The following is a 25,966-nucleotide window of genomic DNA, read 5'->3' on the forward strand; positions in this document are numbered from 1 at the left end:
ATGCCTTAAGCGGCATGCCTGAGATTCATCCTCGCGACGAGCTCGCGAGGATGAAGAGGCCATGGCCAACAAGCCCGAATATGTCGATCTCATCAGCGATGCGACGCGCCAGCATCGGCGGCGCGCCACGCCATTGCGCATCGTCGCCAAGCCTGAGGTCGAGGAGACCTCGCGCCTCAGCCGCTGGCCGCCGGCAATGTTCCGGCAATGGAAGCTCGACAACCTGATGCGCTGGAAATCTGCGTCCTGGAAATTGAAGGACTGGCTGTAGCCACAAGCACTCCGCGTCATGGCCGGGCTTGTCCCGGGCTTCCACGACCTTTCTTTGCGAGGCCCAAGAACGTGGATGGCCGGGACGAAGCCCGGCCATGACGCGACGGATAGAGTTCGGCGGCTCTCACATCACCAATAGGGGTGCCGCCAGCCCCAATGGTGCCAGCGATACCAATGGTGCCAGCGGCAGATGCGGCGCGGGCCCCAATAGGTCCAGATCACCCGACAGCGGTGCCAGCGGGGATAGCTGTAATAGGGATAGTAGCCGCCGTAGAAGCGCCGGTGGAAGTAGTGGCGCCGGTAGATTCCGTAGTGACGGTATCCGCCGTAACGGAAGCCGCCGTAGCGATAGCCGCCACCGTGAAAGACCGGCGCGGCACGGAAGCCACCAGCGTGGAAACCGCCGCCGCGGAAGCCACCGAAATGCGCACCGCCGCCTCCGTGAAAGCCTCCGCCGCCGTGAAACCCTCCGCCACCGCGGAAGCCGCCGCCGCCACCACCATGGCGGACCTGCGTGACCATGTCATCGGCCGCGGCCTTCGCTGCCGGCAAGGCGACCGGATTGATCGGGGTCAGCGCCTCGGCGCGCTGCGCAGTCCCTGCCGACAGCACCAGCGCTGCCGCGGCCGCAAGTCCGAACAAGCGGATCACGCCTGCCCGGGGATCAAAACTCCTCAGCATCAAACCCTCCTGGATCTGGACAGCGCGGCTGTGAGCTGCCGTCTCAAAGTGCGAGGCGGACTTGGCGGGCGCTGTTCATTTGCGGTCGCTCCCTAAGATTAAATTAGGGACAGCGACGTGAACGCCCCATGAATGAATGACGTTCCGCAATCGACGCCGTGATGGAGCGCCGCGAACGCGTGTGCAGTTGCGCGGATGATGAGCGCGCAGGCCTCACCACCACGGCCCGAAGCCGAGCACGAAGGGAGCGGGCACGCCATAGGGATAGGGCCGATAATAGACCGGCCGCGCGTAGTAGTGCGGTTCATACGGCGCCGAGCGACGAAGGTGACGCACGGAGCGGTCGTGGCGCGGCGTCCCGAAATCGACTGTTCGCACCGAGACCTGGTGCGGCGTCGCGACTGATGTCACCGCGAACGAGGCATCCGGCAAGGCCATCGCCAGTCCCAAAGCGCCGGCGATCACGATCGCAGTCTTCATGACATCTCCATGCCATCAGCATGGGGCCTTCGCAATGTCATCTGCAAGCGAAAACAGGCCCGGCATCCGGGCCTGTTTTGCCGCCGATCGACGCGTCACCACCAGTGACGGTGATGCCAATGGTGCCAGCGCCAGTGATGATGGTGCCAGCCATGCCAGCCCACTTCTGTCGTCGTGGCCGCAACATCCTGCACAGACTGCGCGGCGCCGGGATTGATCAGCGATACGGCCTGCGCGCGCTCGATGGGCACAGCACACATGAGCACGGCTGCGACGGCTGCGAGACCAAGCATCCTGGCCTTCGTTGATTGCATTTCGTCCTCCTCCGATCACTTTGTGTGACGCAATCCAACATGACGTCACGGAGAGGACGCTAGAGGCGACGGGCTGAATCGTGTATGAATGAACGCGCCGCAAAGATGAACGCAAAGCGATGCACGCGAAAGACCTGCGGCCGGATGCTTTCGAGACCCGCGCAACGCATTTCGTTTGCGCCAATAAAACCAACCGTCAATGATCTGCGTATCTTCTGGACGACCAGATACAGGAGATGGTCATGGCACAGTCTCGCGGCGGGCGGCCAGTTTCTCGCCTTGCTGTTTCGACCCTCACGCTGTTCGGCTCGGAAGCGGCGCTCGCCGCGCAGGGGCCGGGCGTCGAAGCCGGCACGGCGAGCCCGTTCACGCAAGCGGTGATGGCAATCCTGGTCTATGGCGCGTCCGCACTCATCGTCGGCGTCGGCCTGATGGGCGCGCTGCGAGGTCGTTGATTTAGCCCCGCCGCCAGTAACAGCTCATGCGCGGCACGATCACCGTGCCGCTCGGCCGATATTCCTGCACATAGGTGGCGCTGCATTCCCGCACCGCGTCCGGGCCTGGATTGTAGCGCGGGTACACCCCATCCGGCGTCTCGTACGGCACGACGCGCAATCGCGGTCGGCGGCGCGGCGGCGGGGCATCCGGAGAAAAGACCTGGGCCAACCGGACTTCCGCGCCAGCGCTCTGGGCTTTCGCGCCGGACTCAACAAACAGCGAAAACAACCCCATGCAAAGTAAGATCAGTGCCGCTGTTCCCGCCCGCATCGTACCACCCACCTGAACCGTCCCCATCGAGGCGCCGTACGCTCCCCGTTTTGGCGCCGCGCGTCAACCGTGCCACGATCATAAAGCGGGATGCATCGCCATGGAACCCGCGCTAAGAGGAGGCATGTGGACGGAATTGAAAGCGCCCTCGCTTGCCGAGATGGAAGTGGTGGCGCACGACATCTTCGAGCGCCTGCCCAAGCACTTTCGCGATCTCTGCGAAGGCGTGATCATCCGCGTCGACGACTTCCCGACCGAGGATGTTCTGGACGAGATGGACTGCGAGAGCGAGTTCGACCTGCTCGGCCTGTTCCAGGGGGTCGGTCTGCCGCAACAGAGCCTTGGTGATGTGGCGCGTCTACCGAACATGATCTGGCTCTACCGCCGGCCGATCCTGGACTATTGGGCGGAGCACGAGGAGAGCCTCGGCCATATCGTCCGGCATGTGCTGATCCACGAGATCGGCCACCATTTCGGCCTCTCCGACGACGACATGGCCGCGATCGAGGCTCGGGTGGACTAGGATAAATCGATCGGCCGCGGGCTCGGTCAACCTCTCCCGCTTGCGGGGGAGGTCGCGCCGAAGGCGCGGGTGGGGGCTTTCTCCTCTCGGGGGCCATCGCTTGCGGAGACACCCTATCCCCAACCCTTTCCCGCAAGCGGGAGAGGGGGTGCACCTCGCTCCTGGCAATGAGCAGACGAGCCCTGCCGAAATTGGCCTAGGATTTAGGCCCCTTTCGGGATAAACAGCCGTCCCCTGACCTACCCGGGAAGCGCAACCATGGACAAGTTCACCACGCTGGAAGGCGTCGCGGCGCCGCTGAAGATCATCAATGTCGACACCGACATGATCATTCCGAAGCAGTACCTGAAGACCATCAAGCGCACCGGCCTTGGCAAGGGGCTTTTCTCCGAGCAGCGCTACAAGGACGACGGCAGCGAGAACCCGGATTTCGTGCTCAACCAGCCGGCCTATCGCAATTCGAAGGTGCTGGTCGCCGGCGACAATTTCGGCTGCGGCTCGAGCCGCGAGCACGCGCCCTGGGCGCTGCTCGACTTCGGCATCCGCTGCGTGATCTCGACCTCGTTCGGCGACATCTTCTACAACAACTGCTTCAAGAACGGCATTCTGCCGATCCGCGTTGCCCAAGAAGACCTCGACAAGCTGTTCGACGACGCCGAGCGCGGCGCCAATGCGACGCTCACCATCGATCTGCCCAACCAGGAGATCCGCGGCCCCGACGGCGGCAAGGTCAAGTTCGAGATCGATCCGTTCCGCAAGCACTGCCTGATCAACGGCCTCGATGACATTGGCCTGACGATGGAGAAGAAGGCCTCGATCGACACCTATGAGGAAAAGCTCAAGCGCGAACGCGCCTGGGCCTGAGCCTACGCCTGAGATCGGCTTCCGTTTCGAGCCCCGGTGCTGGCAGTGCCGGGGCTTTTTCTTTGACCCGATTATCCCTTATAGCTTCCGCGCATGTTGCCTGATGTCGTCACCTTCTGGCATGGCCCGATGGACGCCCTGCGCCAGACCTGCCTGCGCTCGCAGTTGAAGGCCGGACACAGGGTCACGGTCTACAGCTTCGACACCATTCCCGGCCTTCCCGCCGGCGTCGACAATGCCGAGGCAGAGGCGGTCCTGCCGCATGCGTTCTCGGAAAAGCTGCGACCGCCGCAGCCGGACGGAAGCTGGCGCGACTGGACCACGCTTCAGTTCAGCGACTTCTTCCGCATGAAGCTGATGGCGCAGAGCGCGGGCCTGTGGCTCGACGCAGACGTGCTGCTGCTGAAGCCCGTCGAGATCGATCCGGCAAAGCCCTATTTCGCCTGGGAGCGGCCGCGCCAGCTCGGCAACTCCGTACTCTATTTGCCACCCGGGCACGGCATCGTTCGCGCCTTCGAAGAGCTGATGGAGCAGGAGGAGCTGACACCGGACTGGCTGTCACTGCGCCATCGCCTGACCTTCGCACTGCGTCGCCTGCGCGGAGGCTCGAACCGGCTCTCGGACATTCGTGTCGCGATCTATGGCCCGGCCGCGCTGACCGCACTCGCGCACCGCTTCGGCGAACTGCAACACGCGCTGCCGAAGCAATCATTCTACGCGGTGCACGCCGAGCCAAAGCTGTTCTTCGAACCGTCCAACTATCGCGGCCTCGTCGCCAACCCCGATATCATCGGGCTGCACATCTCGCCCAAGGGCCGTGGCGGCCAGAAGCCGATTCCCGGCAGCCTGTATGCCTGGGCAGCGGAGCGGTTTGCTTAGTTGCTGCGAGCAGGGGCGATTTCTGCGATTTCTGCCGCCACCGCTTCAACAAACTCGATGTCGTCCGCCATATGCGATGGCGAGGCCGATTGAGCAAGCCCGCAGCACGATCTTCCTGTTTGATCCAGCGCAACGCAATTTTCTGCAGGTCTGCTCTATTCATTCCAATACCGCCGAATGGAGCTTCGAGATGAGCACCGAGAGCAGACCTTATCCCGTGGTGCAGAACCTCATCGATTCCTTTGCCTGCTGGCTGAAGCATCGCCGCGAGCTGAACGAGATGCGTCAGCTCGACCGTTCCGATTTCAACCGGATTGCCAGCGATCTGCGGATATCGCCGGATGATCTCGAAGAGCTGGTCCGTCACGGCCATCATGCCGCCGACGAGTTGCCGAAGATGCTGGCGCAGCTCGGCATCAGCGAAGAGCAGCTCGGCCGCGCGCAGCCGCTTCTGCTGCGCGACATGGAGCGCGTCTGCGCGCTGTGCAACGAAAAGGCCCACTGCCACCGCGATCTCGCAGACGGCACCGCCGTGGAGAATTACAGGGGTTATTGCCCGAACGCTTCCACGCTGGAGACACTCGATCGCACGGGCCACGCACCGCACTGATGAGCAGGAGCGTTCGCCAAATCGCGTCGTCGTGAGCGGGGCCGCTCCTGACCAGGGCAGCAATCAGGGGCAGGCATGGACCTGCCCGTCATAACCCCGGTAGGTCCCGGAGGACGGATTATAGGTCCGATACTGCTGGCAGTTGGGGCCGGCGCTCTGGCTCACAGACGGACGCCGCTGTCGGCTTGTTTCAGCTACTCTGCTCTCTTGCACACCCTGCTCCGGCGCGACGCGAGCAGACTGCTTGATGACCGGCGTGTCCTCGACCGAAATCGCTTTCTTCTCTTCCGTGGCTTGTCGCACCTGCGCCAGTTCAGTCGCCAGTGCCTCGGCTCGATCGTGCTCCTTCTGGAGAGACTGCCGCAATTCCGCTGTCGCGCTGTCGACCGACTGCTTGGCCTGTTGCGTCACCTCGCTCGTCCCGCTGCTGTCGCGTGAACGTGCCAGTCCCGTCGTCTCGGTTTTATTTCGCGCCTTCGCGACGTCGCCCTGCGGCGCGGTGGTGGAGACCTGCCGGGGATTCAGCAGGATCCGCTGCGCATAGACGCCACCAACGACGCCTGCGATGATCATTGCGGCAATCCACCAACGCGCAGACCCTCGTCGCTTGCGCGAAGCCACGATCTGAACATTCTCGGCACCCGCAGAGGTCATCTCGGTAACCGATCGCTCGAGGGGCGCCTCCAACGCACCAAATTCAAGAAAGCTGTAACACGGGTACCAATGCGAAGGCCTCATACGGCTCGCTTCGCCGTACTCCCCGATCCATTCATCGGTCTCAGCAGACCACCGAGCGACCTCAAGGCTTCCGCTCGCTTCATCCTCGAGCACGATCGTGTGCCCGTTCTTCGGTGCAGTATCGATCGGATAGCGCATGCGAAGGACGCCTCTTCAACTTGACGCGCCGGTCGATGACGACCCGCGCCGGCTTGAATTCAGGAAAGTCGCATCGCTCTGTCAGCGTCTCGCCCACGACTGTCATCACGCTGCCTAGAATGCACGGCGAGGCGACCATAATTATGGCTGGAGCCGAGCAGTGGGCGATCGTGCGATGATGTTCCCCGAGCGGATCCGGCGGCCGTTTCGGGCATCCGCGAAAAGCGATTCGGTCGCGCGCAAGCGAACCTCGTCAGCGGCAACCGCCGCCGAGAACTACGGGGTTACTACCGAACGCCTCCACGCTGCCGCTCGATCGCACGAGCGGCGCGCCGCACCGGCGAGCGGCTACTGGGTCAATTTATAGCAATGTCCGCCGCCCCTATGCTTGACGCGTGCGCGACAAGTATCCAGTGTCGAAAACGAGCAGTCGGGTTGCCCGGCGGCTTTGGCGCCTCTTAACTGCGCACAGAACGTGGCAGCATTGGCAGGGTCTTCAGGACTGAGGACGAAGCCCATCGAGAGAAACGTCATCGCGGAGATAAGCGCCAGCTTTGAACGCGACATATCGATTCCTCCTCTGAGATCTTGCTCCGGGATCTAGCTCCGAGATTTTGCCCCAATCTCCTCATTCGAGATTGCCAAAACGTCCTGCTCGTTCAGTGGTTGCTAAGCGCGCGCGTGAAACGATCCAAAAGTCCCATTCGGCAGGCGTTCGCAGCGACGGCTCGTTCGCCGGCCGCGGGTTCCATTGACGTGAACCCTGTGTGCGCCCCGTCATCATGAGCGCACCTCCTGGCGACGAAAGTAGATGAATGCCCCGACGGTGAGAAAATTGGTCACGACCGCGATCACGTTCCAGATGACGATGTTCCTCGAACCGATCGATACGCCGTAGATCACCCAGAGAATCTGGAACGTGCCCATGATCGCTGCCATTCTGGGGTTCATGCCGACGCTGGAACGTCGTTTCAGCATTGCGATGAGGTCGGGCAGAGCTGCGAAAGTTGTCCCGAAGCCCGCCGCGAAGCCGATGATTTGACTGAGATCCATCACCCCTCCTCACAGATTGCGCGGGCAGGCAAGCTTGTAACGCCCCTTGTTCAACGACGCGTATGACAATCCCGCTTACTCAATTGCACGCGCTCTCAAAAAACATCTCCGCTTTGTGAACACATGGAACCGATTAGCCGACAGGAGATTTTTCGGTCTGTGTTAAACGTGGCCGCGCGTATCAAGCGGATCAGGGGCAGCACTCAAAGTCACTACGGGAGTGTTCAATGTCAGACCTTGTTGCGATCGTGTATCCATCCGAAGCCAAAGCCGAGGAAGTGCGGCAGAAAATACTCAAGCTCCAGAAGGAGTATCTGATCACGATCAACGATGCCGTGATCGCGGTCAAAACGGGAGATTCCGTCAAGCTCAATCAGCTCGTGAACACGGCGATGACGGGCGCCGCAAGCGGCAGCTTCTGGGGACTGCTGTTCGGGTTGGTGTTCCTCAATCCTCTCATCGGCGTGGCCCTCGGTGCCGGCGCAGGCGCATTGGGCGGCGCGCTGAGTGACTTCGGGATCAGAGATCAGTTCATGAAGGATCTCACCGCGAAGGTGAAATCGGGAGACGCCGTGCTGTTCCTGCTGATCCAGAACATGACCGCAGACAAGGTTCTCAATGAGATCAAGGATGCGGGAGGAACGGTTCTCAAGACCTCGCTCGATGAAAAGAAGGAACAGCATTTGCGCGATACCCTCGCAGCCGCAACTCAGTCCAAGGCCGCCTAGACGCAAGGCTGCCTGACCCAAGAGAGGCAAAGTCAGAGGCAAAACCCTGGGACCCGAGCAAGAACCGCCGAGAGCGGCAGCAACCCCGCTCGCTCACAAGCGAGGAGCAAATGATGCGAAAATTGACTTTATGGGTACTCGCTATAGCGGCTGCTTCGGCGGTGGTCATGACGACCGGCGGTGCCTCACAGGCGAGCCTGATCGCCCCCCTGGGCGCGCGCGAGGTTGCCGATCAGCTTCGCCTGACGGACACAGTCCAGTTCACCTGGAGAGGCCACCGTTACTGTTGGTACAACGGCGGATGGCGTGGCGGCGGCTGGTACCGATGCGGCTTCAATTGGCGGCGCGGCATGGGCTGGGGTGGTCCGGCCGGCTGGCATGGGTGGCGACGGCCACATCAGCGCCCGGTGGCACGTCCACCGACGGTTCGTCCACCGGCAGCGCGCCCACCGAGGCCAGGTCGGCCGGGGTCAAGTCGGCCGGGGTCAAGCCGACCTGGGCCAAATCGGCCGGGAACGCAGCGACCGCAAACACTCCCTGAGCGCATTCCGAACAGGTGATCATCGCCGCGTTGCCCGGCTGCCAGGCGTCGGAAGGGCGGACTCAGCCTTTGCTCATCGCCGCGATCGCATCCGCGATCGCGATCGTGCGCCGCGCCATGTCGGCGTGCAGGCGCTCGACCATCGCACCATCGAGCCGGATCGCGCCGCGCGAGACGTTCTCCGGCAAGGCGAACGCGGCGATGATTTTTCGGGCGCGCGCGACCTCCTCTTCCGGCGGCGTGAAGATCGCGTTGCAAGCTTCGATCTGCGAGGGATGGATCAGTGTCTTGCCATCGAAGCCGAGATCGCGCCCCTGCGCGCATTCGGTGGCAAAGCCGCTCGAATTGTTGATGTCGCTATAGGGCCCGTCGAGGATTTCGAGACCGTGCGCGCGCGTCGCCAGGATGCAATGGGTGATCATCGGGATCATCGCGGCGCGGCCCTCAAGCATCCTGATCCGCGTCTCCCTGGAGATGTCGTTCGGCCCGAACACGAAGCCGACGAGGCGCGTGCTCGGATCACGCGAGGCGGCGGAGAGTTCCTCGGCATGCAGCACCGCGCGCGCCGTCTCGATCATGGCCCAGACCTTGACGTTCGGCGGGGCGCCGAGCTCTGCCAGCCGTCGGCCGATGGTGTCGAGATCCTCGACGCTGGAGACCTTTGGAACCAGGATGCCATCGGGCGAAGCTTTGGCAGCCATCGCGACGTCATCGGCCCACCAGGGCGTATCGAGGCCGTTGGTGCGGATCAGGATCTCGCGCTTGCCGAAGCCTTTTGCTGCGATCGCAGCCGCGATCTGGTCCCGCGCCACCGCCTTGGCGTCGGGGGCGACGGAATCCTCAAGATCCAGGATCAGGCCGTCGGCCGGCAGGATGCGGGCCTTCTCCAGCGCGCGGGGGTTGGAGCCGGGCATGAACAGATGGCTGCGGCGCGGGCGGGTCATGCGAGCGTTCCCTTGAAGTTCAAGTGTTCTCTCCCGAGCCGATAGCACCTGGCCTGCCTATTCGAAAGGCTTGTTCACCCCTGCGGTATATGATTAGGCATAGGCCATGATCACATTCCCTGAGCATTTGCTGCAAGGCTACAAGGCCTTCGCCACCCAGCGGCTGCCGGCCGAGCAGAGCCGCTACCGCGAGCTATCGGTGAAGGGGCAGTCGCCGGAAGTGATGGTAATCGGCTGTTGCGATTCCCGCGTCTCGCCGGAAGTGATTTTCGACGTCGGCCCGGGCGAACTCTTCGTCGTCCGCAACATCGCCAATCTGGTGCCGACCTATCAGCCCGACGAGAATGCGCATGGCGTCTCGGCGGCGCTGGAATATGCCGTCACGGTGCTGAAGGTGAAGCACATCGTGGTGCTCGGGCACGCGCAATGCGGCGGCATCCGCGCCTTCGTCGACAAGATCGAGCCGCTGACCCCCGGCGATTTCATCGGCAAATGGATGCAGATGTTCATCAAGCCCGGCGAGCTCGTCGAACAGCGCGAGCACGAGACCATGGCGCAGTTCGTCGAGCGCATCGAAAAGGCCGGGGTGTTCCGCAGCCTCGAAAACCTCATGACCTTCCCGTTCGTGCGCAAGGCGGTCGACACCGGCCAGATGCAGCTCCACGGCGCCTATTTCGGCGTCGCGGAGGGATCGCTGTTCGTGCTGGACAAGGTCGCGAAGGAATTCAGGAGCGTCCGGGACGCGGCGTAGGTTCGTCAACGCGGCGAGAATTCGTAGGGTGGGCAAAGCGAAGCGTGCCCACCAGTTCTGATGACATCGAGAAAAGTGGTGGGCACGGCGCGTTGCGCCTTTGCCCACCCTACAAAATCTCGATCGCTCTTACGCCGCCTTCTTCTTGGCCGTGATCAGCTTGCGGTTGATCAGGACCTCGGCGATCTGGATGGCGTTGAGCGCGGCGCCCTTGCGAAGATTGTCCGACACGCACCAGAACGCGAGACCGTTCTCGACGGTGGCGTCCTCGCGGATGCGGCTGATATAGGTCGCGTCCTCGCCGGCCGCCTCGTACGGCGTGGCGTAGCCGCCGGGCTCCTGCTTGTCGATGACGAGACAGCCGGGCGCCTTGCGCAGGATCTCGCGCGCCTCGTCCGGCGCCAGCGGGTTCTCGAACTCGACGTTGACGGCTTCCGAATGGCCGACGAACACCGGCACGCGCACGCAGGTCGCGGAGAGCTTGATCTTGGGATCAAGGATCTTCTTGGTCTCCGCCATCATCTTCCACTCTTCCTTGGTGTAGCCATCCTCCATGAAGACGTCGATGTGGGGGATGACGTTGAAGGCGATGCGCTTGGGGAATTTCTTCGCGACCAGCTCGTCATTGGTGTAGACGGCCTTGGTCTGCGAGAACAATTCGTCCATCGCGTCCTTGCCCGCGCCCGACACCGATTGATAGGTCGAGACCACGACGCGCTTGATGGTCGCCTTGTCGTGCAGCGGCTTCAGCGCGACGACGAGCTGCGCGGTCGAGCAGTTCGGGTTGGCGATGATGTTCTTCTTCGCAAAGCCCTTGGTCGCATCGGCGTTCACCTCGGGCACGATCAGCGGCACGTCCGGGTCCATCCGCCAGGCGGACGAGTTGTCGATGACGACCACACCGGCGGCGCCGATCTTCGGCGACCATTCCTTCGACACCGAGCCGCCCGCCGACATCAGGCAGATGTCGATGTCGGAGAAGTCGTAGTGCTCGAGCGCTTTGACCTTCAAGGTCCGATCGCCATAGGAGACCTCGACACCGACGCTGCGGCGTGACGCCAGCGCCACGACCTCGTCCGCGGGGAATTTGCGCTCATCGAGAATGTTGAGCATTTCCCGTCCGACATTGCCGGTCGCTCCGACGACTGCGACTTTGTAACCCATCGTTCACTCTCCGATGAAAAAGGCCTTCCCGAAGCGGCGCGCTTAACCAGGAAGAGCAGCGCTTCTATGCGAGAACCGCCCTCAAGACAACGTTTGACCGTGCCAGAAGGCATTGGATGCCGCCGTACCAGGCCCCCGCGGCCGCATTTCCCAGAACCAGGATCCATCTGGCACTCCTAGGCTCGACCGACGCGGTCGTCGGCACGCTGGCGCGCCTGTTCGCCTATGTGGGGACGCTGGCCCTGCTTGCCATGCTCGGCCTCGCCGCGCTCGGCCAGTTGCTGAGCCTGCCTGAGGACGATCCGGCCGAGCGGCCAGGTTGGAAAGTGGCCGACCGCTCGCATCCGGCCTTTGCTGTCAGCCGACTCGATTCCAACGATAAAACAAATGCTTACATCATCCTTCGGCACCCCGAGGGTGGCCGCAAGGACGTCATGCGCTGGGTGGGCGATACGCCGGTGCCGGCCGCCGAGCTCGAAATCTACCGCCCAGGCGGCGAGTTCGACCCGGCAGTGCGCCCGCCGGCCAACATGGTGGCCCGGATGGGCCTTGGACAGGCGACGCCGCTCGAGGAAGCCGGAATCATCGACAGCAAGTTTGGCCCCATAGCCCTGTTTCGTCCCAGCGGGCAGGCCACCGGCTGCCTTGGCTATGCCAAACGGATCGAGGCGCCGTTGCTTCAGATCTCCGGCTGGTCGTGCCAGGGCGACACGTTGCCCACCCGGCGCGCCGCGATCGCCTGCACGTTGAACCGGCTCACGCTGCTCACCTCCGGCAACGAGCCGAAGCTGGCCGAATTTTTCGCCCATGCCGAACTGAAGCGCCGCGCTTGCGGCCCGCCCGCCTCCGCGGACTGGCTGATGGGCGCCGACAATGCGCAGCTGCGCGGCGCGCTTTGACGCGCGTGAGGGCGAAGCGGCTGGCAAGTGGCTGGTTTTCATGCAACTTTTGGCCGCAGGGGCAATTATTCCGACGCGGTGTGACCCAATTGACCTAGTTGCAACCACCCCCGGCGGGCTAGTATGAGGCGAAATCGATTGGTGGCCTGCCGCCTGAAGGGGACGTGATGAGCTCGAAATTCTCTGCCGCAAACAAATTGGCGCTGTGGCTTGCAGCGGGCGCTGTTGCCGCCATCGGCCTGACCGCCTCGGCCGATGCCAAGACCAAGCGCACTTATGATGATCGCGGCCGGGTCTATTACGGTCCCGGCGGCCCCAACGTCGTCTATCAGCAGGGCCCGCGCACCCGCATCTATGTGAGCAAGCGCTCCTGGCTCGATGGCGGCACCGAGGTCAACCCGGGCGACCGCAAGTTCTCCGACTACGCTTTCCCGCCGGAGATCGGCTATCCCACCTTCGCGCGCGAGAACCTCAACCGTCCGATCGATCGCCAGCCGCTCAGCACACCGGCCGACGTCGGCGGCTATCCGAGGGCGTTCCCGCTGTACTGGTAATAACAGCTTCGCATGAATCGAAATGGCCGGGCATTTGCCCGGCCATTTTGTTTTTGGGGAGGCGTTATTCCGGGGCGGCTCGCAGAGCCGAACCCGGAATCTCGAGATTCCGGGTCTGGTGCTAACGCACCATCCCGGAATGACGGCGCCCGTTGTTACGCGTGCAGCTTCTGCAATTCCTTCAGAATCGCTTCGCCCATCTGTGTGGTCGAGGCGGCGGTGGTGCCTTCCGACTTGATGTCGGCGGTGCGCAGGCCGCTCGCCAGCACCGCTGCGATCGCGGCGTCGACCTTGTCGGAAAGCGCGCCCATATCGAATGAGTAGCGCAGCGCCATGCCGAAGGACGAGATCATCGCGATCGGGTTGGCGAGGCCCTTGCCTGCGATGTCGGGCGCCGAGCCGTGCACGGGCTCATACAGCGCCTTGCGCTTCTTGCTCTTGACGTCCACTTCGCCGAGCGAAGCCGACGGCAGCATGCCGAGCGAGCCGGTCAGCATCGCCGCGATGTCGGAGAGCATGTCGCCGAACAGATTGTCGGTGACGATGACGTCGAACTGCTTGGGCCATTTCACCAGCATCATGCCGCCGGAATCGGCGAGCTGATGCTCGAGCGTCACATCGGCGTATTCGCGCTTGTGGACCTGCGTGACCACCTCGTTCCAGAGCACGCCCGACTTCATGACGTTGCGCTTCTCCATCGACGTCACCTTGTTCTTGCGCTTCTTGGCAAGCTCGAAGGCGACGCGGGCGATGCGCTCGATCTCGTAGGTGTCGTAGACCTGGGTGTCGATGGCACGCTTCTGACCGTTGCCGAGATCGGTGATGGTCTTGGGCTCGCCGAAATAGACGCCGCCGGTGAGCTCGCGCACGATCACGATGTCGAGGCCCTCGATGGCCTCACGCTTCAGGCTCGAGGCGTCGGCCAGCGCCGGATAACACACGGCGGGACGGAGGTTGGCGAACAAAGCGAGGTCCTTGCGCAGCCGCAGCAGGCCGGCTTCGGGGCGCACCTCGTAGGGCACGGCATCCCACTTCGGGCCGCCGACCGCACCGAAGATGACGGCGTCGGCGTCCTTGGCCTTGGCCATGTCGCCCTCGGAGATCGATACCTTGTGCGCGTCATAGGCAGCGCCGCCGACAAGCCCGGTGTCGGTCTCGAACTTGGCGATCCCGGCTGAATTGATCCAGTCGATCAGCCGCTTCACCTCGCCCATTACTTCGGGGCCAATGCCGTCACCGGGGAGCAGCAGCAGTTTATGGGTCGCCATGGTCGGTTCCTCTGGGTCGGGGGTTGGCCGGAGTGCTAGAGCGGCGTTGCGCACTTGGCAAGACACCATTGCCACGGCGCGGCTGTGCAAGGCGGGTGAGGCCTGTCACAATCCGCCTTGCCGGAGCATTCCTTGCACGCCCAAGACCGCCTCGCTCAAGATCGCCTTGCTCAAGACCGCCGCCCCTCACCCGACGCGCGCCCCGCGCGGCTGATCCTGACGCTGTCGCTGGCGGCGACGGTCGGGCTCGGCATCGGCCGCTTTGCCTATGCTCTGGTGCTGCCGGACATGCGGGACAGCCTGCACTGGTCCTACTCGGCCGCCGGTTTCATGAACACCATCAACGCGGTCGGCTACCTCGCGGGCGCGCTGATGGCCTCGCGGCTGATCAAGCGGGTCGGATGGGCGGCCGCGATCCGCGGCGGAACGCTGGCCTGCGTCGCGGCCCTGGCGGTCTGCGCGCTGACCGGGAACTTCATCGCGCTCAGCACGGCCCGGCTGGTGCTGGGCCTGGGTGCGGCGGCGGGCTTCGTCGCCGGCGGCGCGCTGGCCGCGACGATCGCGCAGTCGCACCCTGAAAGGGCCAATTTCCTGCTCAGCCTGTTCTATGCGGGCCCCGGCATCGGCATCCTCGCCTCGGGGCTGATTGCACCATTCGCGCTGCAATGGTTCGGGCCGGGCTCGTGGTGGATCGTGTGGTGGGCGCTGGCGCTGCTCTCGGCCGCCATGACCATCCCGCTGTTTTTGATCCGGATCGAGAGCAAGGCGCGCTTCAGCGATGCCGGGCACGGCTCATTCGCGCTTCCACCCATCCTGATCTATCTCGCCGGCTACTTCCTGTTCGGCGCGGGCTACATCGCCTACATGACCTTCATGATCGCCTATGTCCGCGACGCCGGCGGCGGGGCCGCGGCACAGGCCGCGTTCTGGAGCCTGATCGGGCTCAGCGCTTTTGCGACACCCTGGGCCTGGCGCGGCGTTCTCGCGCTCGACCGTGGCGGCCTCGCGACCGCGATCATCCTCGGCACCAACGCGCTCGGCGCCGCACTGCCGATCCTTGGAGGCTCGACCGCCTGGCTTGCTATCTCGGCGGTCGTGTTCGGTGTCGCGTTCTTTGCCGTGGTCGGCTCGACGACCGCTTTCGTGCGCTTCAACTATCCGCCGCAGGTGTGGCCGACCGCGATCGCGGCTATGACGATCTCGTTCGGCGTCGGACAGACGCTCGGACCGATCGTGGTCGGCGCGATCACGGATGCGCTGGGAAGTTTGTCGTATGCGCTGAACGTCTCAGCGGCGCTGTTAGCGCTCGGCGCGGTCGCGGCGCTGTGCCAGCGGAAGGTGGCGCCTCGCAATTGATGTCGTCCTGGCGAAAGCCAGGACGACGATAAGGCTAACCCACCCTACGAATTCGTCAGCTTCCGCTGAACGAATTATACCCCTGGTCTTCCCAGTAGCCGCCCTTGTACTCGTTGGTGACCTCCATCGAGACCACGTATTTCGGGCTCTTGAACCCGAGCTTTGTCGGCACGCGGATCTTCATCGGATAGCCGTAGGCGCGCGGCAGGATTTCATTCGCAAATTTGAACGTCATCTGCGTCTGCGGATGCAGCGCGCTACGCATATCCAGGGGCGAATTGTAGCCGTCCTTGTCGGCGCACTGGAACCAGACATATTTCGCGCGGGTGTCGGCGCCGACCAGTTTCAGGAAATCGCGCAGCGGCGTGCCGGTCCAGCTTCCGATCGCGCTCCAGCCCTCGACGCAGATGTGCCGCGTAATCTGCGTCACCTGTGGCAATTGATAGAGCTCGTCCAGCGTCCAGGATTTCTTGTTGTCGACGAGGCCGCGCACCTCGAGCTTCCAGTCCGGCCCCGCGATCTCGGGCGCTTCGTCGAGATCGTAATAGCCATTGAACGGGAACGGCTTGGTGATCGCGCTCTCCGGGAAGGTCGGCGCCAGCGCGTCCGGATTGAAGATGAAAGCCTGCACGGCGTCGTTGAATTTCGACACCTGCTTGAGCATCTCCTCGGCCGATGATGAATCCACGACGTCGCAGCCTGTGAGCAGCGTCAACGCACCCAAGCTCGCACCACCCGTGATGAAGCGGCGGCGGGTGAGATCCGGCATCACCTTGAGCGAGTCCTTGACGAGCAGACGCTTGTCGACGCCGGGGATCAGGAATGAACGCTTGGCCATGTTCCTTCTCCCTCTCAGCGCCCGATGATCATGGCACGCAGGCTCTTCGGCACGAGCAGCGCGAGTGCGACGTGAACCACGAGGAAGGCGCAGATCGCGGCCATGCAGAAGAAGTGAACGTAACGCGCGGTCGGATAGTCGCCGAACAGCATCACCAGATAATAGAGCTGCACCGGCTTCCACATCGACAGGCCCGACAGCACGATGAGCACGCCGACCACGATGATGCCGGCATAGAGCAGCCGTTGCACGTAATTGTAGACGGTGAGATCGTCATGGCCGAGCCTGAAGGTCAACGCCGCCCTGACGTCACGGAGCACGCCCGACGGCGTGATCGGCAGCAGCTTCCTGGCGAAGCGGCCGGTGGCGAAACCCGTGATGAGATAAGCGAGCCCGTTGATCATCAACAGCCACATCGCCGCGAAATGCCAGAGCAGCGCGCCGCCGAGCCAGCCGCCGAGCGTTATGTTGCGGGAGAAGCTGAAGTTGAACAGCGGCGAAGCGTTGTAGATCTGCCAGCCCGACATGATCATCAGGATCATGGCCAGCGCGTTGATCCAGTGCATCACCCTCACCCAGCCAGGCTGGATGACCCTGGCCTTGGTGGTGCTGATGGGAGCGTCGGCTGCGGCTAGGCTCGACATGATGGTTCCGTCCTCAGGTATCGCGTGACAACAAATATACGCCAGCCACTCGGGTTTCGTTACGCCCTCGCTTCTATCGATTTGATACCCCGAAGGTATCGTGGTCACAATAAAGCGAGCCGGGGACCCCGGCTCGCTTGTTTCGCCGCGTCCTGTGGGGGATGAAACAGGTTGGTGCGGTGTTACGTCGCCGGCATCAGCACGGTGTCGACCACATGGATGACGCCGTTCGACTGGTTGACGTTGGTGATCGTCACCATCGAGGTGCCGCCCTTGGCGTCGACGATCCAGGTCTTGCCGTCCATCTTCTTGACCGTCAGCTCCTCGCCTTCGGCGGTCTTCAGTTTCTTGCCGTCGGTGAGGTCGGAGGCCTCGAGCTTGCCGGGCACCACATGGTAGGTGAGGATCTTGGTCAGGGTGGCCTTGTTCTCGGGCTTGACCAGCGTGTCGACGGTGCCGGCCGGCAGCTTGCCGAACGCGGCGTTGGTCGGCGCGAACACCGTGAACGGGCCCTTGCCTTCCAGCGTCTGCACGAGGCCGGCGGCCTTCACCGCAGCGACCAGCGTGGTGTGGTCCTTGGAGTTCACGGCGTTCTGGATGATGTTCTTGGAGGGGAACATCGCGGCGCCGCCGACCATCACGGTCTTTTCCTCGGCGCTGACCGGCGCGACGAGGTTCGCGGTGATGGCGAGTGCGCTGAAAGCAGCAGCGGCGAGATAGGCAATACGCTTCGACATGGAGTGTCTCCCGATATCTGGATGAAGTCCTGCAACAACGGCGCCTGCGACAGGTGTGAGGTAGGGGCGCCGTCGTTGGGCCGAACTACGGGAGGAATCGGCGAGCGGTTTCGGGGAATAATTTATTGTGATGCGTGAAACTTTGGGTGGGGGTTTCCGTGTGGAGGGCGTGAGTGCGCCACATCCTCAGCTCGTCGTCCCGGGGCGCGCAAAGCGCGAGCCCGGGACGACGAGCGGAGAACGCAGCTGCGCCTCTCAATCCCTGCTTCGCGGCGTCTGGATAAACCCGCGATTGTGGGTCGGGCTGATCAGCACCTCGTTGATGCAGACGCGCGGCGGCATGGAGGCGATGAAGGCGATGGTGCGGCCGAGATCTTCGGATTGCAGCATTTTGGCCTGCTCCTCCTCGCTCGGCACGACCGGGCGCAATTTCAGGATCGGCGTCGCGACCTCGCCAGGCATCAGGCAGCAGGCGCGCAGGCCGTTGACGCACTCGTCCATGTTGAAGGAATGGGTCAGTGCCAGCACCGCATGTTTGGTCGTGGTGTAGGCCGGGCCCGGCATCTTCGAGACGTGGCGGCCGGCCCAGGACGAGACGTTGATGATGCACCCGTCCTGCTGCCTGCGCATCGCCGGCAGCACCGCGCGCATGCAATAGAGCACGCCGTTGAGATTGATCTCGACGAGCTGGTCCCAGCCCTCCAGTTCCATGTCGTTCCAGCTTCGCTTGGGCACGTTGACGCCGGCGCTGTTGACCAGGAGGTCGATGCGGCCATGTTTCGCCAAAATCGCATCGGCCGCCCTCTGCACATCTGCGGCAACGCTGACATCGAGCGCGATCGCCTCCGCCGCCCCGCCGTCTTTGGTGATCTTCGCCGCCACGGCATCCAGCGCCTCCCTGCGCCGACCGGACACCACCACCGTCCAGCCGTCGGCCGCGAGCGCCTCCGCGCCGGCCTCCCCGATCCCGCTGCCGCCGCCCGTGATCCAGGCCACGCGTTTCCCATTTTTTGTCATGCAAACTGTCTCCGTTGCTTCATCGGGGCTGTTTTTGCTAATCCAGCCCTCGGTTTTGACCGTCTTTGCCGTCGAGGAATGTTGCATGAACCAAGCTGCCAACGCCAATCTGTTTTCCCGCCTGTTCGACAAGCTCGATGATCCGAACCGCCTGGCGATCGAGACGCAGGATGGCGGCCGCATCAGCTATGGCGAGCTGGTGGCGCGCGCGGGGAAGATGGCGAATGTGCTGGTCGAACGCGGCGTGAAACCCGGCGACCGCGTCGCCGTGCAGGTCGAAAAATCCGTCACTAACATCGTGCTGTACCTGGCGACCGTGCGGGCCGGCGCCGTCTACCTGCCGCTCAACACGGCGTACACGCTGAACGAGCTCGACTACTTCATCACCGATGCCGAGCCGTCGCTCGTGGTCTGCGACCCCTCCAAGGCCGAAGGCATCGCCGCGATCGCCGCCAAGGTGAAGGCCAAGGTCGAGACGCTGGGCGCGGACGGCAAGGGCTCGCTGACGGAAGCCGCCGACAAGGCGAGCGCCGACTTCGCCACCGTGCCGCGCGCAAACGATGATCTTGCCGCGATCCTTTACACGTCGGGCACCACCGGCCGTTCCAAGGGCGCGATGCTGTCCCACGACAATCTCGCCTCGAACTCGCTGACCCTCGTCGACTACTGGCGCTTCACCGACAAGGATGTGCTGATCCACGCGCTGCCGATCTACCACACCCACGGCCTCTTCGTGGCGACCAACGTCACGCTGTTCGCCCGTGCCTCGATGATCTTCCTGCCGAAGCTGGACCCGGACCTGATCATCAAGCTGATGGCACGCGCCACCGTGCTGATGGGCGTGCCGACGTTCTATACCCGCCTGCTTCAGAATTCGGCGCTGTCGCGCGAGACGACGAAGCACATGCGCCTGTTCATCTCGGGCTCGGCGCCGCTGCTGGCCGACACCCATCGCGAATGGTCGACGCGAACGGGCCATGCGGTGCTCGAGCGCTACGGCATGACCGAGACCAACATGAACACGTCGAACCCGTATGATGGCGAGCGCGTGCCCGGCGCGGTCGGCTTTCCACTCCCCGGCGTGTCCGCCCGCGTGACCGATCCCGAGACCGGCAAAGAGCTGCCGCGTGACGAGATCGGCATGATCGAGGTGAAGGGGCCGAACGTCTTCAAGGGCTATTGGCGCATGCCGGAGAAGACCAAGTCCGAATTCCGCCCGGACGGCTTCTTCATCACCGGCGATCTCGGCAAGATCGACGCGAAGGGCTACGTCCACATCCTCGGCCGTGGCAAGGATCTCGTGATCTCCGGCGGCTTCAACGTCTACCCCAAGGAAATCGAGAGCGAGATCGACGCCATGCCGGGTGTGATCGAATCCGCCGTGATCGGCGTGCCGCATGCCGATTTCGGCGAGGGCGTCACCGCCGTGCTGGTCTGCAACAAGGGCGCCGAAATCAGCGAAGCCTCGGTGCTGAAGGCGCTCGACGGGCGGCTGGCAAAGTTCAAGATGCCCAAGCGGGTGTTCGTGGTCGACGAGCTGCCGCGCAATACGATGGGCAAGGTGCAGAAGAACGTGCTGCGGGATACGTATAAGGATATTTACGCGAAGAAGTAGGAGCGCAATGCTCCGGGGGGCTGGGGGACATGAACCGAGAGCAAGCAAAAAAGATACACCAACACCTGCTCGATGCTGCGGCGGCATTCCGGCAGGCTGAAGCCGCGATAGTCGATGTTGGCGATGACGGCCGAAAGTTGTTTGCGGAGCCGCTCGTAACGGCGGTTTTCCATCTGCATTTCAAACTTCTGCGGCTGATCTACAAACGGTTTCCGGATCTCGAACCGCCGGGACCACCTCCCACGATCGACAGCACACTGCGATGGGAAGACGTTTCACTTCCGTCGTCTGTGCTTGAGACTGATATTGATCGAATCATTTTCTCTGTCATGGAGACGCGTTGGCGGAAGGTAGCGATGATCCTCTTCCGCGCGATCGAGAAAGTCGAAGCGGGAGAGCTAGGCGCGGCTATCGATTTCGAAGTGTTTGCGGCTCGCATTCAGGCGTTGGTCGAAGCCGGCCTTTTGGAGTCGCAAGGCGATCTTCAGATGTGGGGCCGCAGCGAAGTGAGATTGAAGGACCGGTCCATCAACTAGAGCTGTAGGGTGGGTTAGCGTAGCGTAACCCACCTCTTCCGTAGCAGCGCGGCGCGCAAGTGGTGGGTTACGCTTCGCTAACCCACCCTACGACAACACGTTCACTGCCCACTCAATAAGCTCAGCACAAATCGGCTGCCTACGATAAAGAGGTAACAGCCGAACGCGGTCTCGAGCGTGCGCTTGGACATTGCATGCGCGGCTTTCACGCCGAGCGGTGCGGTGACGAGGCTCATCGGCATCACCAGCACGGCGCCTATCAGCGAGACAAAGCCGAGCGCGAACGGAATTTGTAGCGCTGCGACCTCGGGAAAACGCGCGGCCGCCGGCCAGCCGGCATAGATGTAGCCGAGGGCGCCGGGGATTGAGATCAGCACCGCGAGCGCCGATGACGTCGCGACCGCCTGATGGATCGGACGGCCGTAGAACGTCATCAGCAGGTTGGAGAACAGGCCGCCGCCGATGCCCATCAGGGTCGAGAGGATGCCGACCACGAAACCATAGGCACGCATCAGAAAACCCTTCGGCAGGTCGTCGCCGAACTTCCAGGTCTCGCGCGCGAAGATCAGCCGCGCCGCTGCGGAATAAGCGACGGCGACGAAGATGATCTTGAACAGCCGCTCCGGCGCGAAACGCGCGACCAGGCTGCCGGCGATGACACCAATGACGATCGGCAGCCACCAGACGCGCAGGATCGTCATGTCGACCGCGCCTCGCTTGTAGTGTGCCTGGAACGAGCGGATCGAGGTCGGGATGATCACCGCCAGCGAGGTGCCGACGCAGAGCGGCATCCGCACCTCCAGCGGCACGCCGGCGATGCGGAAGCATTCATAGAACACGGGGACCAGAATCGCCCCGCCGCCGATGCCGAATACGCCGGCGAGAAAGCCGGAGAGCGCGCCGACCGCGATGAGCAGCAGCGCCAGCTCGACGATTTCCTTGATATCGAGACCTGCAATCACCCCTGACCTGCCCCGCCGACTGGTCGTAACTTTCCCGATTCGCCTGCTCGAAGAGAGCTCTTCGCAGTGCTGTAGGCGATCTGCCTCCCCCGGTCGACATGCCGCGCCTCCCGGCTGGGGTGGAATGCGGGACGCGCATATCCCGAGCCCGCGCGGATTTGAGCGTGGCGATAGGCAGCCCGAGGCGTCTTGGCCGGGTCACGCGCCCTCATGGGCGAGAGGGGGCCCGTAGGCTCGAACCGTCGTCGGTGGATGATGGTTTAGAGGCGTTCCAATAGCAATTTCAATGCGCCTCGTTTGTCCATTGAAGATAGGAATATATATTCATATCTTGTTTGGTCGACATGGAGCTGGTATACCAAGCCTCTGATTGGCCTTGTTTCATCAAGGCTGTAGTGCTGAACGCCGGTTCGCTTTATGGCGATTTGGTGATTGCGCGGATAGATTCGACTCCGTAAATAGGGCCGACCTTTCGCGATCCCCGCGCGCCCCATGCTGGGCCGCAACAAAGCATCAAAGCCGCCATGACCGCACGGATCGAACGACCGCTTTCACCTCACCTGCAAGTCTACCGCTGGACGCTGACGATGGCGCTGTCCATCGTCCACCGCGCCACCGGTATCGCGCTCTATGTCGGAACCCTGCTGCTGGCCTGGTGGCTGATCGCGGCAGCCTCGGGACCGGCGGCGTATTCCCATGTGCAGGCCTTCACCGGCAGTTTCTTCGGCCGGCTGATCGTGTTCGGTTACACCTGGGCGCTGATGCACCATATGTTGAGCGGCATCAGGCATTTCTTTTGGGACCTCGGCTATGGCTTCAAGGCCAATGAGCGCGAGGCGCTCACCTGGGGGGCGCTGATCGGCGGCGTCGCGCTCACTGTCCTGATCTGGATCATTGCCTACGCGATCGGAGGCGGACGATGAGCACGACCGAGACGCCCAAGCGCAGCATGCGCACGCCGCTCGGCCGCGTCCGCAATCTCGGCGCCGCGCATTCCGGCACGTCCGACTTCTGGCGCCAGCGCCTCACCGGCGTTGCGATGGTGCTGCTGATGCTGCCCGTGATCGTCGTGGTCATGATGCTGCTCGGCCGCAACCAGGCCGGCGCTGCGCAGATTCTCGGCTCGCTGCCGATCGCGCTGATCCTCCTGCTCTTCATCTTCGCCAGCGCCTGGCACATGAAGATCGGCATGCAGGTCGTGATCGAGGATTACGTCCACAACGAGAAGGTGAAGCTCGTTGCGGTCATGCTCAACAACTTCTTCTCGATCGCGGTGGCGCTCGCCTCGACCTACGCGATCCTCAAGCTGTCATCCGGAGTGTAACCCATGGCTACCGGAACATCGGCCGGCACCACGAATGGCAAGGGCAACGGCGCTCCCGCCACCAACGGAAAAGCCTATCCGATCGAAGACCACACCTATGACGTCGTCGTCGTCGGCGCGGGTGGCGCGGGCCTGCGCGCCGTCGTCGGCTGCAGCGAGGCGGGCCTGCGCACGGCCTGCATCACCAAGGTGTTTCCGACCCGCTCGCACACCGTCGCGGCGCAGGGCGGCATTTCCGCTTCGCTCGGCAACATGCACAAGGACGACTGGCGCTGGCACATGTACGACACCGTGAAGGGGTCGGATTGGCTCGGCGACCAGGACGCGATCGAATACATGGTGCGCCACGCGCCCGAGGCGGTCTACGAGCTCGAGCATTGGGGCGTGCCGTTCTCGCGCACCGAGGACGGCAAGATCTACCAGCGCCCGTTCGGCGGCATGACCACGGAATTCGGCAAGAGCCAGGCGCAGCGCACGTGCGCCGCGGCCGACCGCACCGGTCACGCCATGCTGCACACGATGTACGGCCAGTCGCTGCGGCACGCTGCGGAATTCTTCATCGAGTTCTTCGCCATCGACCTGATCATGGACGACCAGGGCGCCTGCCGCGGTGTGATCGCGCTGAAGCTCGATGACGGCACGCTGCATCGCTTCCGTGCCCAGACCACGATTTTGGCGACCGGCGGCTACGGCCGCGCCTATGCCTCCTGCACCTCGGCCCATACCTGCACCGGCGACGGCGGCGGCATGGTGCTGCGCGCCGGCCTGCCGCTGCAGGACATGGAGTTCGTGCAGTTCCACCCGACCGGCATTTACGGCTCGGGCTGTCTCGTCACCGAAGGCGCGCGCGGCGAAGGCGGCTATCTCGTCAACTCCGAAGGCGAGCGCTTCATGGAGCGCTACGCGCCGTCGGCCAAGGATCTCGCCTCGCGCGACGTCGTCTCGCGCGCGATGACCATCGAGATCCGCGAGGGCCGCGGCGTCGGCAAGAAGAAGGATCACATCTTCCTGCACCTCGACCATCTCGACCCAGCCGTGCTGGCCGAGCGGCTGCCGGGAATTTCCGAGTCGGCGAAGATCTTCGCCAATGTCGACGTGACGCGCGAGCCGATCCCGATCGTGCCGACCGTGCACTACAACATGGGCGGCATCCCCACGAATTATCACGGCGAGGTGCTGACGAAGAGGGACGGCGACGACAACGCCGTGATCCCGGGCCTGATGGCGATCGGCGAAGCGGCCTGCGTCTCCGTGCACGGCGCCAACCGTCTCGGCTCCAACTCGCTGATCGACCTCGTGGTGTTCGGCCGCGCCGCAGCGTTGCGCTGCGCCGAAAAGCTCACAGCCAACGGCAAGCAGCCGGAGCTGCCGGCGAACTCGGCCGAGCAGTCGCTCGGCCGCCTCGACCATTACCGCTACGCCTCAGGCGGCACACCGACCGCGAAGCTGCGCGAGGGCATGCAGCACGTGATGCAGAACAATTGCGCCGTGTTCCGCACCGGCGAGGTCCTGAGCGAAGGCCAGAATCTGATCCAGAAGGTCCACAGCGGCATCACCGACATCGCCGTGTCCGACCGCTCGCTGGTGTGGAATTCGGACCTCGTCGAGACGCTCGAGTTCGACAACCTGATCTCGCAGGCGGTGGTGACGATGAACTCGGCCGCCAACCGCACCGAGAGCCGCGGCGCGCATGCCCGCGAGGACTATTCTGAACGTGACGACAAGAACTGGATGAAGCACACGCTGGCCTGGCTCGACGACGCCGCCAAGGTGACGATCGACTACCGCCCGGTGCACAACTACACCATGACCAATGACGTGCAGTACATCCCGCCGAAGGCGCGTGTGTACTGATCACCACTCGTCATGCGCGGGCTTGACCCGCGCATCCATCTTCCCGAGAGGATGGATTGCCGGACTTTTGGGTGAAGAGGCGCTTCGCGCTTGAGCCCGGCAATGACGCGGAGAACCAGAGGCTGGACTAATGGTTGAATTCGCACTTCCGAAGAACTCGAAGATATCAGGCGGCAAGACCTGGCCGAAGCCCGCGGGCGCAACGAGCCTGCGTGAATTTCGCGTCTATCGCTGGAATCCGGACGACGGCAAGAACCCGAGCGTCGACACCTATTATGTCGACACCAACGACTGCGGTCCGATGGTGCTGGACGGCCTGATCTGGATCAAGAACCACATCGATCCGTCGCTGACCTTCCGCCGCTCCTGCCGCGAGGGCGTCTGCGGCTCCTGCGCCATGAACATCGACGGCCAGAACACGCTGGCCTGCACCCGCTCGATGCACGACGTGAAGGAAGGCGCGGTGAAGATCAACCCGCTGCCGCACCAGCCGGTGGTGAAGGACCTCGTCCCCGACCTCACCAACTTCTACGCGCAATACGCTTCCGTCGAGCCCTGGCTGAAGACCACTTCGCCGACGCCGCAGAAGGAATGGCGCCAGAGCCACGAGGACCGCGAGAAGCTCGACGGCCTCTATGAGTGCATCCTCTGCGCCTGCTGCTCGACCTCCTGCCCGAGCTATTGGTGGAATAGCGAGCGTTATCTCGGCCCTGCCGCGCTGCTCCAGGCCAATCGCTGGGTGACCGATTCGCGTGACGAAGCGACTGGCGAGCGGCTCGACAATCTCGAGGACCCGTTCCGGCTCTATCGCTGCCACACCATCATGAACTGCGCCAAGGCCTGCCCGAAGGGCCTCAACCCCGCAGAAGCGATTGCCGAGCTGAAGCTAAAGCTCGTCGAGCGGCAAGTTTAA

Annotated in this window: 32 protein-coding genes; 17 read left to right on the plus strand and 15 right to left on the minus strand. The window is 63.4% G+C overall.

Annotated features, from left to right (window positions below):
- Positions 1-61 precede the first annotated feature (61 nt).
- Positions 62-271, plus strand: a complete 210-nt coding sequence (locus tag ACV1FX_RS32875) for a hypothetical protein (protein WP_473121695.1) — start codon at positions 62-64, stop codon at positions 269-271.
- A gap of 131 nt (positions 272-402) precedes the next feature.
- On the opposite strand, the gene ACV1FX_RS32880 is transcribed toward ACV1FX_RS32875, so the two are convergent.
- The 3 genes from ACV1FX_RS32880 to ACV1FX_RS32890 form a co-directional block, all read right to left on the minus strand.
- Positions 403-954: a hypothetical protein gene (locus tag ACV1FX_RS32880; RefSeq protein ID WP_473121696.1), complete on the minus strand. Its 552-nt coding sequence runs from the start codon at positions 952-954 to the stop codon at positions 403-405.
- A gap of 213 nt (positions 955-1,167) precedes the next feature.
- On the minus strand, positions 1,168-1,434 hold the full coding sequence (locus ACV1FX_RS32885; RefSeq protein WP_473121697.1) for a hypothetical protein: 267 nt from the start codon (positions 1,432-1,434) through the stop codon (positions 1,168-1,170).
- A gap of 95 nt (positions 1,435-1,529) precedes the next feature.
- Complete coding sequence (locus ACV1FX_RS32890) at positions 1,530-1,748, minus strand: hypothetical protein (RefSeq protein WP_473121698.1); 219 nt, start codon at positions 1,746-1,748, stop codon at positions 1,530-1,532.
- A 242-nt stretch (positions 1,749-1,990) separates the two neighbouring features.
- Here ACV1FX_RS32890 and ACV1FX_RS32895 point away from each other — a divergent pair, with 242 nt between their 5' ends.
- Complete coding sequence (locus ACV1FX_RS32895) at positions 1,991-2,203, plus strand: hypothetical protein (protein ID WP_473121699.1); 213 nt, start codon at positions 1,991-1,993, stop codon at positions 2,201-2,203.
- Between the two features lies 1 nt (position 2,204).
- On the opposite strand, the gene ACV1FX_RS32900 is transcribed toward ACV1FX_RS32895, so the two are convergent.
- Complete coding sequence (locus ACV1FX_RS32900) at positions 2,205-2,480, minus strand: hypothetical protein (protein WP_473121778.1); 276 nt, start codon at positions 2,478-2,480, stop codon at positions 2,205-2,207.
- A 160-nt stretch (positions 2,481-2,640) separates the two neighbouring features.
- Here ACV1FX_RS32900 and ACV1FX_RS32905 point away from each other — a divergent pair, with 160 nt between their 5' ends.
- From ACV1FX_RS32905 to ACV1FX_RS32920, 4 genes are all read left to right on the plus strand, one after another.
- The gene (locus ACV1FX_RS32905; protein ID WP_473121700.1) at positions 2,641-3,039 is read left to right on the plus strand and encodes a metallopeptidase family protein; all 399 of its coding nucleotides are present in this window, start codon (positions 2,641-2,643) and stop codon (positions 3,037-3,039) included.
- A gap of 258 nt (positions 3,040-3,297) precedes the next feature.
- Positions 3,298-3,903: a 3-isopropylmalate dehydratase small subunit gene (gene leuD / locus ACV1FX_RS32910; protein WP_473121701.1), complete on the plus strand. Its 606-nt coding sequence runs from the start codon at positions 3,298-3,300 to the stop codon at positions 3,901-3,903.
- Between the two features lie 93 nt (positions 3,904-3,996).
- Complete coding sequence (locus ACV1FX_RS32915) at positions 3,997-4,782, plus strand: glycosyltransferase family 32 protein (protein WP_473121702.1); 786 nt, start codon at positions 3,997-3,999, stop codon at positions 4,780-4,782.
- Positions 4,783-4,972: 190 nt separating this feature from the next.
- Positions 4,973-5,392, plus strand: a complete 420-nt coding sequence (locus ACV1FX_RS32920) for a hypothetical protein (RefSeq protein WP_473121703.1) — start codon at positions 4,973-4,975, stop codon at positions 5,390-5,392.
- A gap of 63 nt (positions 5,393-5,455) precedes the next feature.
- On the opposite strand, the gene ACV1FX_RS32925 is transcribed toward ACV1FX_RS32920, so the two are convergent.
- Positions 5,456-5,965, minus strand: a complete 510-nt coding sequence (locus ACV1FX_RS32925; protein WP_473121704.1) for a BA14K family protein — start codon at positions 5,963-5,965, stop codon at positions 5,456-5,458.
- 1,083 nt (positions 5,966-7,048) lie between these two features.
- Positions 7,049-7,321, minus strand: a complete 273-nt coding sequence (locus tag ACV1FX_RS32930; protein WP_473121705.1) for a SemiSWEET family sugar transporter — start codon at positions 7,319-7,321, stop codon at positions 7,049-7,051.
- A gap of 227 nt (positions 7,322-7,548) precedes the next feature.
- Between ACV1FX_RS32930 and ACV1FX_RS32935 the strand changes: the two genes are divergently transcribed.
- Positions 7,549-8,049, plus strand: coding sequence for a DUF1269 domain-containing protein (locus ACV1FX_RS32935; protein ID WP_473121706.1), 501 nt, complete (start codon positions 7,549-7,551; stop codon positions 8,047-8,049).
- 333 nt (positions 8,050-8,382) lie between these two features.
- Here the strand turns inward: ACV1FX_RS32935 and ACV1FX_RS32940 are convergent, their stop codons facing one another.
- Positions 8,383-8,613, minus strand: a complete 231-nt coding sequence (locus ACV1FX_RS32940) for a hypothetical protein (RefSeq protein ID WP_473121707.1) — start codon at positions 8,611-8,613, stop codon at positions 8,383-8,385.
- Positions 8,614-8,652: 39 nt separating this feature from the next.
- Complete coding sequence (locus ACV1FX_RS32945; RefSeq protein ID WP_473121708.1) at positions 8,653-9,534, minus strand: HpcH/HpaI aldolase/citrate lyase family protein; 882 nt, start codon at positions 9,532-9,534, stop codon at positions 8,653-8,655.
- A gap of 106 nt (positions 9,535-9,640) precedes the next feature.
- Between ACV1FX_RS32945 and ACV1FX_RS32950 the strand changes: the two genes are divergently transcribed.
- Complete coding sequence (locus ACV1FX_RS32950) at positions 9,641-10,285, plus strand: carbonic anhydrase (protein ID WP_473121709.1); 645 nt, start codon at positions 9,641-9,643, stop codon at positions 10,283-10,285.
- 129 nt (positions 10,286-10,414) lie between these two features.
- On the opposite strand, the gene ACV1FX_RS32955 is transcribed toward ACV1FX_RS32950, so the two are convergent.
- A complete protein-coding gene (locus tag ACV1FX_RS32955) occupies positions 10,415-11,449 on the minus strand; it encodes an aspartate-semialdehyde dehydrogenase (RefSeq protein ID WP_473121710.1) in 1,035 nt (344 codons plus the stop codon).
- A gap of 116 nt (positions 11,450-11,565) precedes the next feature.
- Between ACV1FX_RS32955 and ACV1FX_RS32960 the strand changes: the two genes are divergently transcribed.
- Positions 11,566-12,348 (plus strand): hypothetical protein, encoded by a 783-nt coding sequence (locus ACV1FX_RS32960; protein ID WP_473121711.1) that lies wholly within the window; start codon positions 11,566-11,568, stop codon positions 12,346-12,348.
- Positions 12,349-12,515: 167 nt separating this feature from the next.
- Complete coding sequence (locus ACV1FX_RS32965) at positions 12,516-12,902, plus strand: hypothetical protein (protein WP_473121712.1); 387 nt, start codon at positions 12,516-12,518, stop codon at positions 12,900-12,902.
- Between the two features lie 155 nt (positions 12,903-13,057).
- Here ACV1FX_RS32965 and leuB read toward each other — a convergent pair whose 3' ends face one another.
- Entirely contained in the window at positions 13,058-14,170 is a 1,113-nt protein-coding gene (gene leuB / locus ACV1FX_RS32970; protein ID WP_473121713.1) for a 3-isopropylmalate dehydrogenase, read from the minus strand.
- A 132-nt stretch (positions 14,171-14,302) separates the two neighbouring features.
- Here leuB and ACV1FX_RS32975 point away from each other — a divergent pair, with 132 nt between their 5' ends.
- Positions 14,303-15,526 carry a YbfB/YjiJ family MFS transporter gene (locus ACV1FX_RS32975; RefSeq protein ID WP_473121714.1) on the plus strand — a complete coding sequence of 408 codons (1,224 nt, stop codon included), beginning with the start codon at positions 14,303-14,305 and terminating at the stop codon, positions 15,524-15,526.
- Positions 15,527-15,581: 55 nt separating this feature from the next.
- On the opposite strand, the gene ACV1FX_RS32980 is transcribed toward ACV1FX_RS32975, so the two are convergent.
- The 4 genes from ACV1FX_RS32980 to ACV1FX_RS32995 all read right to left on the minus strand — a co-directional run bounded on the left by ACV1FX_RS32980 (position 15,582) and on the right by ACV1FX_RS32995 (position 18,762).
- A complete protein-coding gene (locus ACV1FX_RS32980) occupies positions 15,582-16,364 on the minus strand; it encodes a molybdopterin-binding protein (RefSeq protein WP_473121715.1) in 783 nt (260 codons plus the stop codon).
- A 14-nt stretch (positions 16,365-16,378) separates the two neighbouring features.
- Positions 16,379-17,008 (minus strand): cytochrome b/b6 domain-containing protein, encoded by a 630-nt coding sequence (locus ACV1FX_RS32985; protein ID WP_473121716.1) that lies wholly within the window; start codon positions 17,006-17,008, stop codon positions 16,379-16,381.
- Between the two features lie 182 nt (positions 17,009-17,190).
- Entirely contained in the window at positions 17,191-17,745 is a 555-nt protein-coding gene (locus ACV1FX_RS32990) for a fasciclin domain-containing protein (RefSeq protein WP_473121717.1), read from the minus strand.
- Between the two features lie 255 nt (positions 17,746-18,000).
- A complete protein-coding gene (locus ACV1FX_RS32995; RefSeq protein WP_473121718.1) occupies positions 18,001-18,762 on the minus strand; it encodes an SDR family oxidoreductase in 762 nt (253 codons plus the stop codon).
- Positions 18,763-18,847: 85 nt separating this feature from the next.
- Here ACV1FX_RS32995 and ACV1FX_RS33000 point away from each other — a divergent pair, with 85 nt between their 5' ends.
- Positions 18,848-20,377 carry a malonate--CoA ligase gene (locus ACV1FX_RS33000; RefSeq protein ID WP_473121719.1) on the plus strand — a complete coding sequence of 510 codons (1,530 nt, stop codon included), beginning with the start codon at positions 18,848-18,850 and terminating at the stop codon, positions 20,375-20,377.
- A gap of 29 nt (positions 20,378-20,406) precedes the next feature.
- A complete protein-coding gene (locus tag ACV1FX_RS33005) occupies positions 20,407-20,913 on the plus strand; it encodes a DUF3658 domain-containing protein (RefSeq protein WP_473121720.1) in 507 nt (168 codons plus the stop codon).
- Positions 20,914-21,014: 101 nt separating this feature from the next.
- On the opposite strand, the gene ACV1FX_RS33010 is transcribed toward ACV1FX_RS33005, so the two are convergent.
- Positions 21,015-21,875: a sulfite exporter TauE/SafE family protein gene (locus ACV1FX_RS33010; RefSeq protein WP_473121721.1), complete on the minus strand. Its 861-nt coding sequence runs from the start codon at positions 21,873-21,875 to the stop codon at positions 21,015-21,017.
- Positions 21,876-22,399: 524 nt separating this feature from the next.
- On the opposite strand from ACV1FX_RS33010, the gene sdhC reads away from it, so the two are divergent.
- From sdhC to ACV1FX_RS33030, 4 genes are all read left to right on the plus strand, one after another.
- Positions 22,400-22,798 carry a succinate dehydrogenase, cytochrome b556 subunit gene (gene sdhC, locus ACV1FX_RS33015; protein ID WP_473121722.1) on the plus strand — a complete coding sequence of 133 codons (399 nt, stop codon included), beginning with the start codon at positions 22,400-22,402 and terminating at the stop codon, positions 22,796-22,798.
- The gene (gene sdhD / locus ACV1FX_RS33020) at positions 22,795-23,199 is read left to right on the plus strand and encodes a succinate dehydrogenase, hydrophobic membrane anchor protein (protein WP_473121723.1); all 405 of its coding nucleotides are present in this window, start codon (positions 22,795-22,797) and stop codon (positions 23,197-23,199) included. Before sdhC ends, sdhD begins: the two co-directional genes overlap by 4 nt.
- Positions 23,200-23,202: 3 nt before the next feature.
- Positions 23,203-25,053 carry a succinate dehydrogenase flavoprotein subunit gene (gene sdhA / locus ACV1FX_RS33025; RefSeq protein WP_473121724.1) on the plus strand — a complete coding sequence of 617 codons (1,851 nt, stop codon included), beginning with the start codon at positions 23,203-23,205 and terminating at the stop codon, positions 25,051-25,053.
- Between the two features lie 130 nt (positions 25,054-25,183).
- Positions 25,184-25,966, plus strand: a complete 783-nt coding sequence (locus ACV1FX_RS33030; protein WP_473121725.1) for a succinate dehydrogenase iron-sulfur subunit — start codon at positions 25,184-25,186, stop codon at positions 25,964-25,966.

The sequence above is a fragment of the Bradyrhizobium ingae genome, assembly GCF_055791185.1.

Excerpts from the sequence above, each read along its gene's own strand:
- ACV1FX_RS32875 (WP_473121695.1), top strand. The coding sequence starts at position 62 with ATGGCCAACAAGCCCGAATATGTCGATCTCATCAGCGATGCGACGCGC.
- ACV1FX_RS32880 (WP_473121696.1), bottom strand. The coding sequence starts at position 954 with ATGCTGAGGAGTTTTGATCCCCGGGCAGGCGTGATCCGCTTGTTCGGA.
- ACV1FX_RS32885 (WP_473121697.1), bottom strand. The coding sequence starts at position 1,434 with ATGAAGACTGCGATCGTGATCGCCGGCGCTTTGGGACTGGCGATGGCC.
- ACV1FX_RS32890 (WP_473121698.1), bottom strand. The coding sequence starts at position 1,748 with ATGCAATCAACGAAGGCCAGGATGCTTGGTCTCGCAGCCGTCGCAGCC.
- ACV1FX_RS32895 (WP_473121699.1), top strand. The coding sequence starts at position 1,991 with ATGGCACAGTCTCGCGGCGGGCGGCCAGTTTCTCGCCTTGCTGTTTCG.
- ACV1FX_RS32900 (WP_473121778.1), bottom strand. The coding sequence starts at position 2,480 with ATGGGGTTGTTTTCGCTGTTTGTTGAGTCCGGCGCGAAAGCCCAGAGC.
- ACV1FX_RS32905 (WP_473121700.1), top strand. The coding sequence starts at position 2,641 with ATGTGGACGGAATTGAAAGCGCCCTCGCTTGCCGAGATGGAAGTGGTG.
- leuD (WP_473121701.1), top strand. The coding sequence starts at position 3,298 with ATGGACAAGTTCACCACGCTGGAAGGCGTCGCGGCGCCGCTGAAGATC.
- ACV1FX_RS32915 (WP_473121702.1), top strand. The coding sequence starts at position 3,997 with ATGTTGCCTGATGTCGTCACCTTCTGGCATGGCCCGATGGACGCCCTG.
- ACV1FX_RS32920 (WP_473121703.1), top strand. The coding sequence starts at position 4,973 with ATGAGCACCGAGAGCAGACCTTATCCCGTGGTGCAGAACCTCATCGAT.
- ACV1FX_RS32925 (WP_473121704.1), bottom strand. The coding sequence starts at position 5,965 with ATGATCATCGCAGGCGTCGTTGGTGGCGTCTATGCGCAGCGGATCCTG.
- ACV1FX_RS32930 (WP_473121705.1), bottom strand. The coding sequence starts at position 7,321 with ATGGATCTCAGTCAAATCATCGGCTTCGCGGCGGGCTTCGGGACAACT.
- ACV1FX_RS32935 (WP_473121706.1), top strand. The coding sequence starts at position 7,549 with ATGTCAGACCTTGTTGCGATCGTGTATCCATCCGAAGCCAAAGCCGAG.
- ACV1FX_RS32940 (WP_473121707.1), bottom strand. The coding sequence starts at position 8,613 with ATGATCACCTGTTCGGAATGCGCTCAGGGAGTGTTTGCGGTCGCTGCG.
- ACV1FX_RS32945 (WP_473121708.1), bottom strand. The coding sequence starts at position 9,534 with ATGACCCGCCCGCGCCGCAGCCATCTGTTCATGCCCGGCTCCAACCCC.
- ACV1FX_RS32950 (WP_473121709.1), top strand. The coding sequence starts at position 9,641 with ATGATCACATTCCCTGAGCATTTGCTGCAAGGCTACAAGGCCTTCGCC.
- ACV1FX_RS32955 (WP_473121710.1), bottom strand. The coding sequence starts at position 11,449 with ATGGGTTACAAAGTCGCAGTCGTCGGAGCGACCGGCAATGTCGGACGG.
- ACV1FX_RS32960 (WP_473121711.1), top strand. The coding sequence starts at position 11,566 with ATGCCGCCGTACCAGGCCCCCGCGGCCGCATTTCCCAGAACCAGGATC.
- ACV1FX_RS32965 (WP_473121712.1), top strand. The coding sequence starts at position 12,516 with ATGAGCTCGAAATTCTCTGCCGCAAACAAATTGGCGCTGTGGCTTGCA.
- leuB (WP_473121713.1), bottom strand. The coding sequence starts at position 14,170 with ATGGCGACCCATAAACTGCTGCTGCTCCCCGGTGACGGCATTGGCCCC.
- ACV1FX_RS32980 (WP_473121715.1), bottom strand. The coding sequence starts at position 16,364 with ATGGCCAAGCGTTCATTCCTGATCCCCGGCGTCGACAAGCGTCTGCTC.
- ACV1FX_RS32985 (WP_473121716.1), bottom strand. The coding sequence starts at position 17,008 with ATGTCGAGCCTAGCCGCAGCCGACGCTCCCATCAGCACCACCAAGGCC.
- ACV1FX_RS32990 (WP_473121717.1), bottom strand. The coding sequence starts at position 17,745 with ATGTCGAAGCGTATTGCCTATCTCGCCGCTGCTGCTTTCAGCGCACTC.
- ACV1FX_RS32995 (WP_473121718.1), bottom strand. The coding sequence starts at position 18,762 with ATGACAAAAAATGGGAAACGCGTGGCCTGGATCACGGGCGGCGGCAGC.
- ACV1FX_RS33000 (WP_473121719.1), top strand. The coding sequence starts at position 18,848 with ATGAACCAAGCTGCCAACGCCAATCTGTTTTCCCGCCTGTTCGACAAG.
- ACV1FX_RS33005 (WP_473121720.1), top strand. The coding sequence starts at position 20,407 with ATGAACCGAGAGCAAGCAAAAAAGATACACCAACACCTGCTCGATGCT.
- sdhC (WP_473121722.1), top strand. The coding sequence starts at position 22,400 with ATGACCGCACGGATCGAACGACCGCTTTCACCTCACCTGCAAGTCTAC.
- sdhD (WP_473121723.1), top strand. The coding sequence starts at position 22,795 with ATGAGCACGACCGAGACGCCCAAGCGCAGCATGCGCACGCCGCTCGGC.
- sdhA (WP_473121724.1), top strand. The coding sequence starts at position 23,203 with ATGGCTACCGGAACATCGGCCGGCACCACGAATGGCAAGGGCAACGGC.
- ACV1FX_RS33030 (WP_473121725.1), top strand. The coding sequence starts at position 25,184 with ATGGTTGAATTCGCACTTCCGAAGAACTCGAAGATATCAGGCGGCAAG.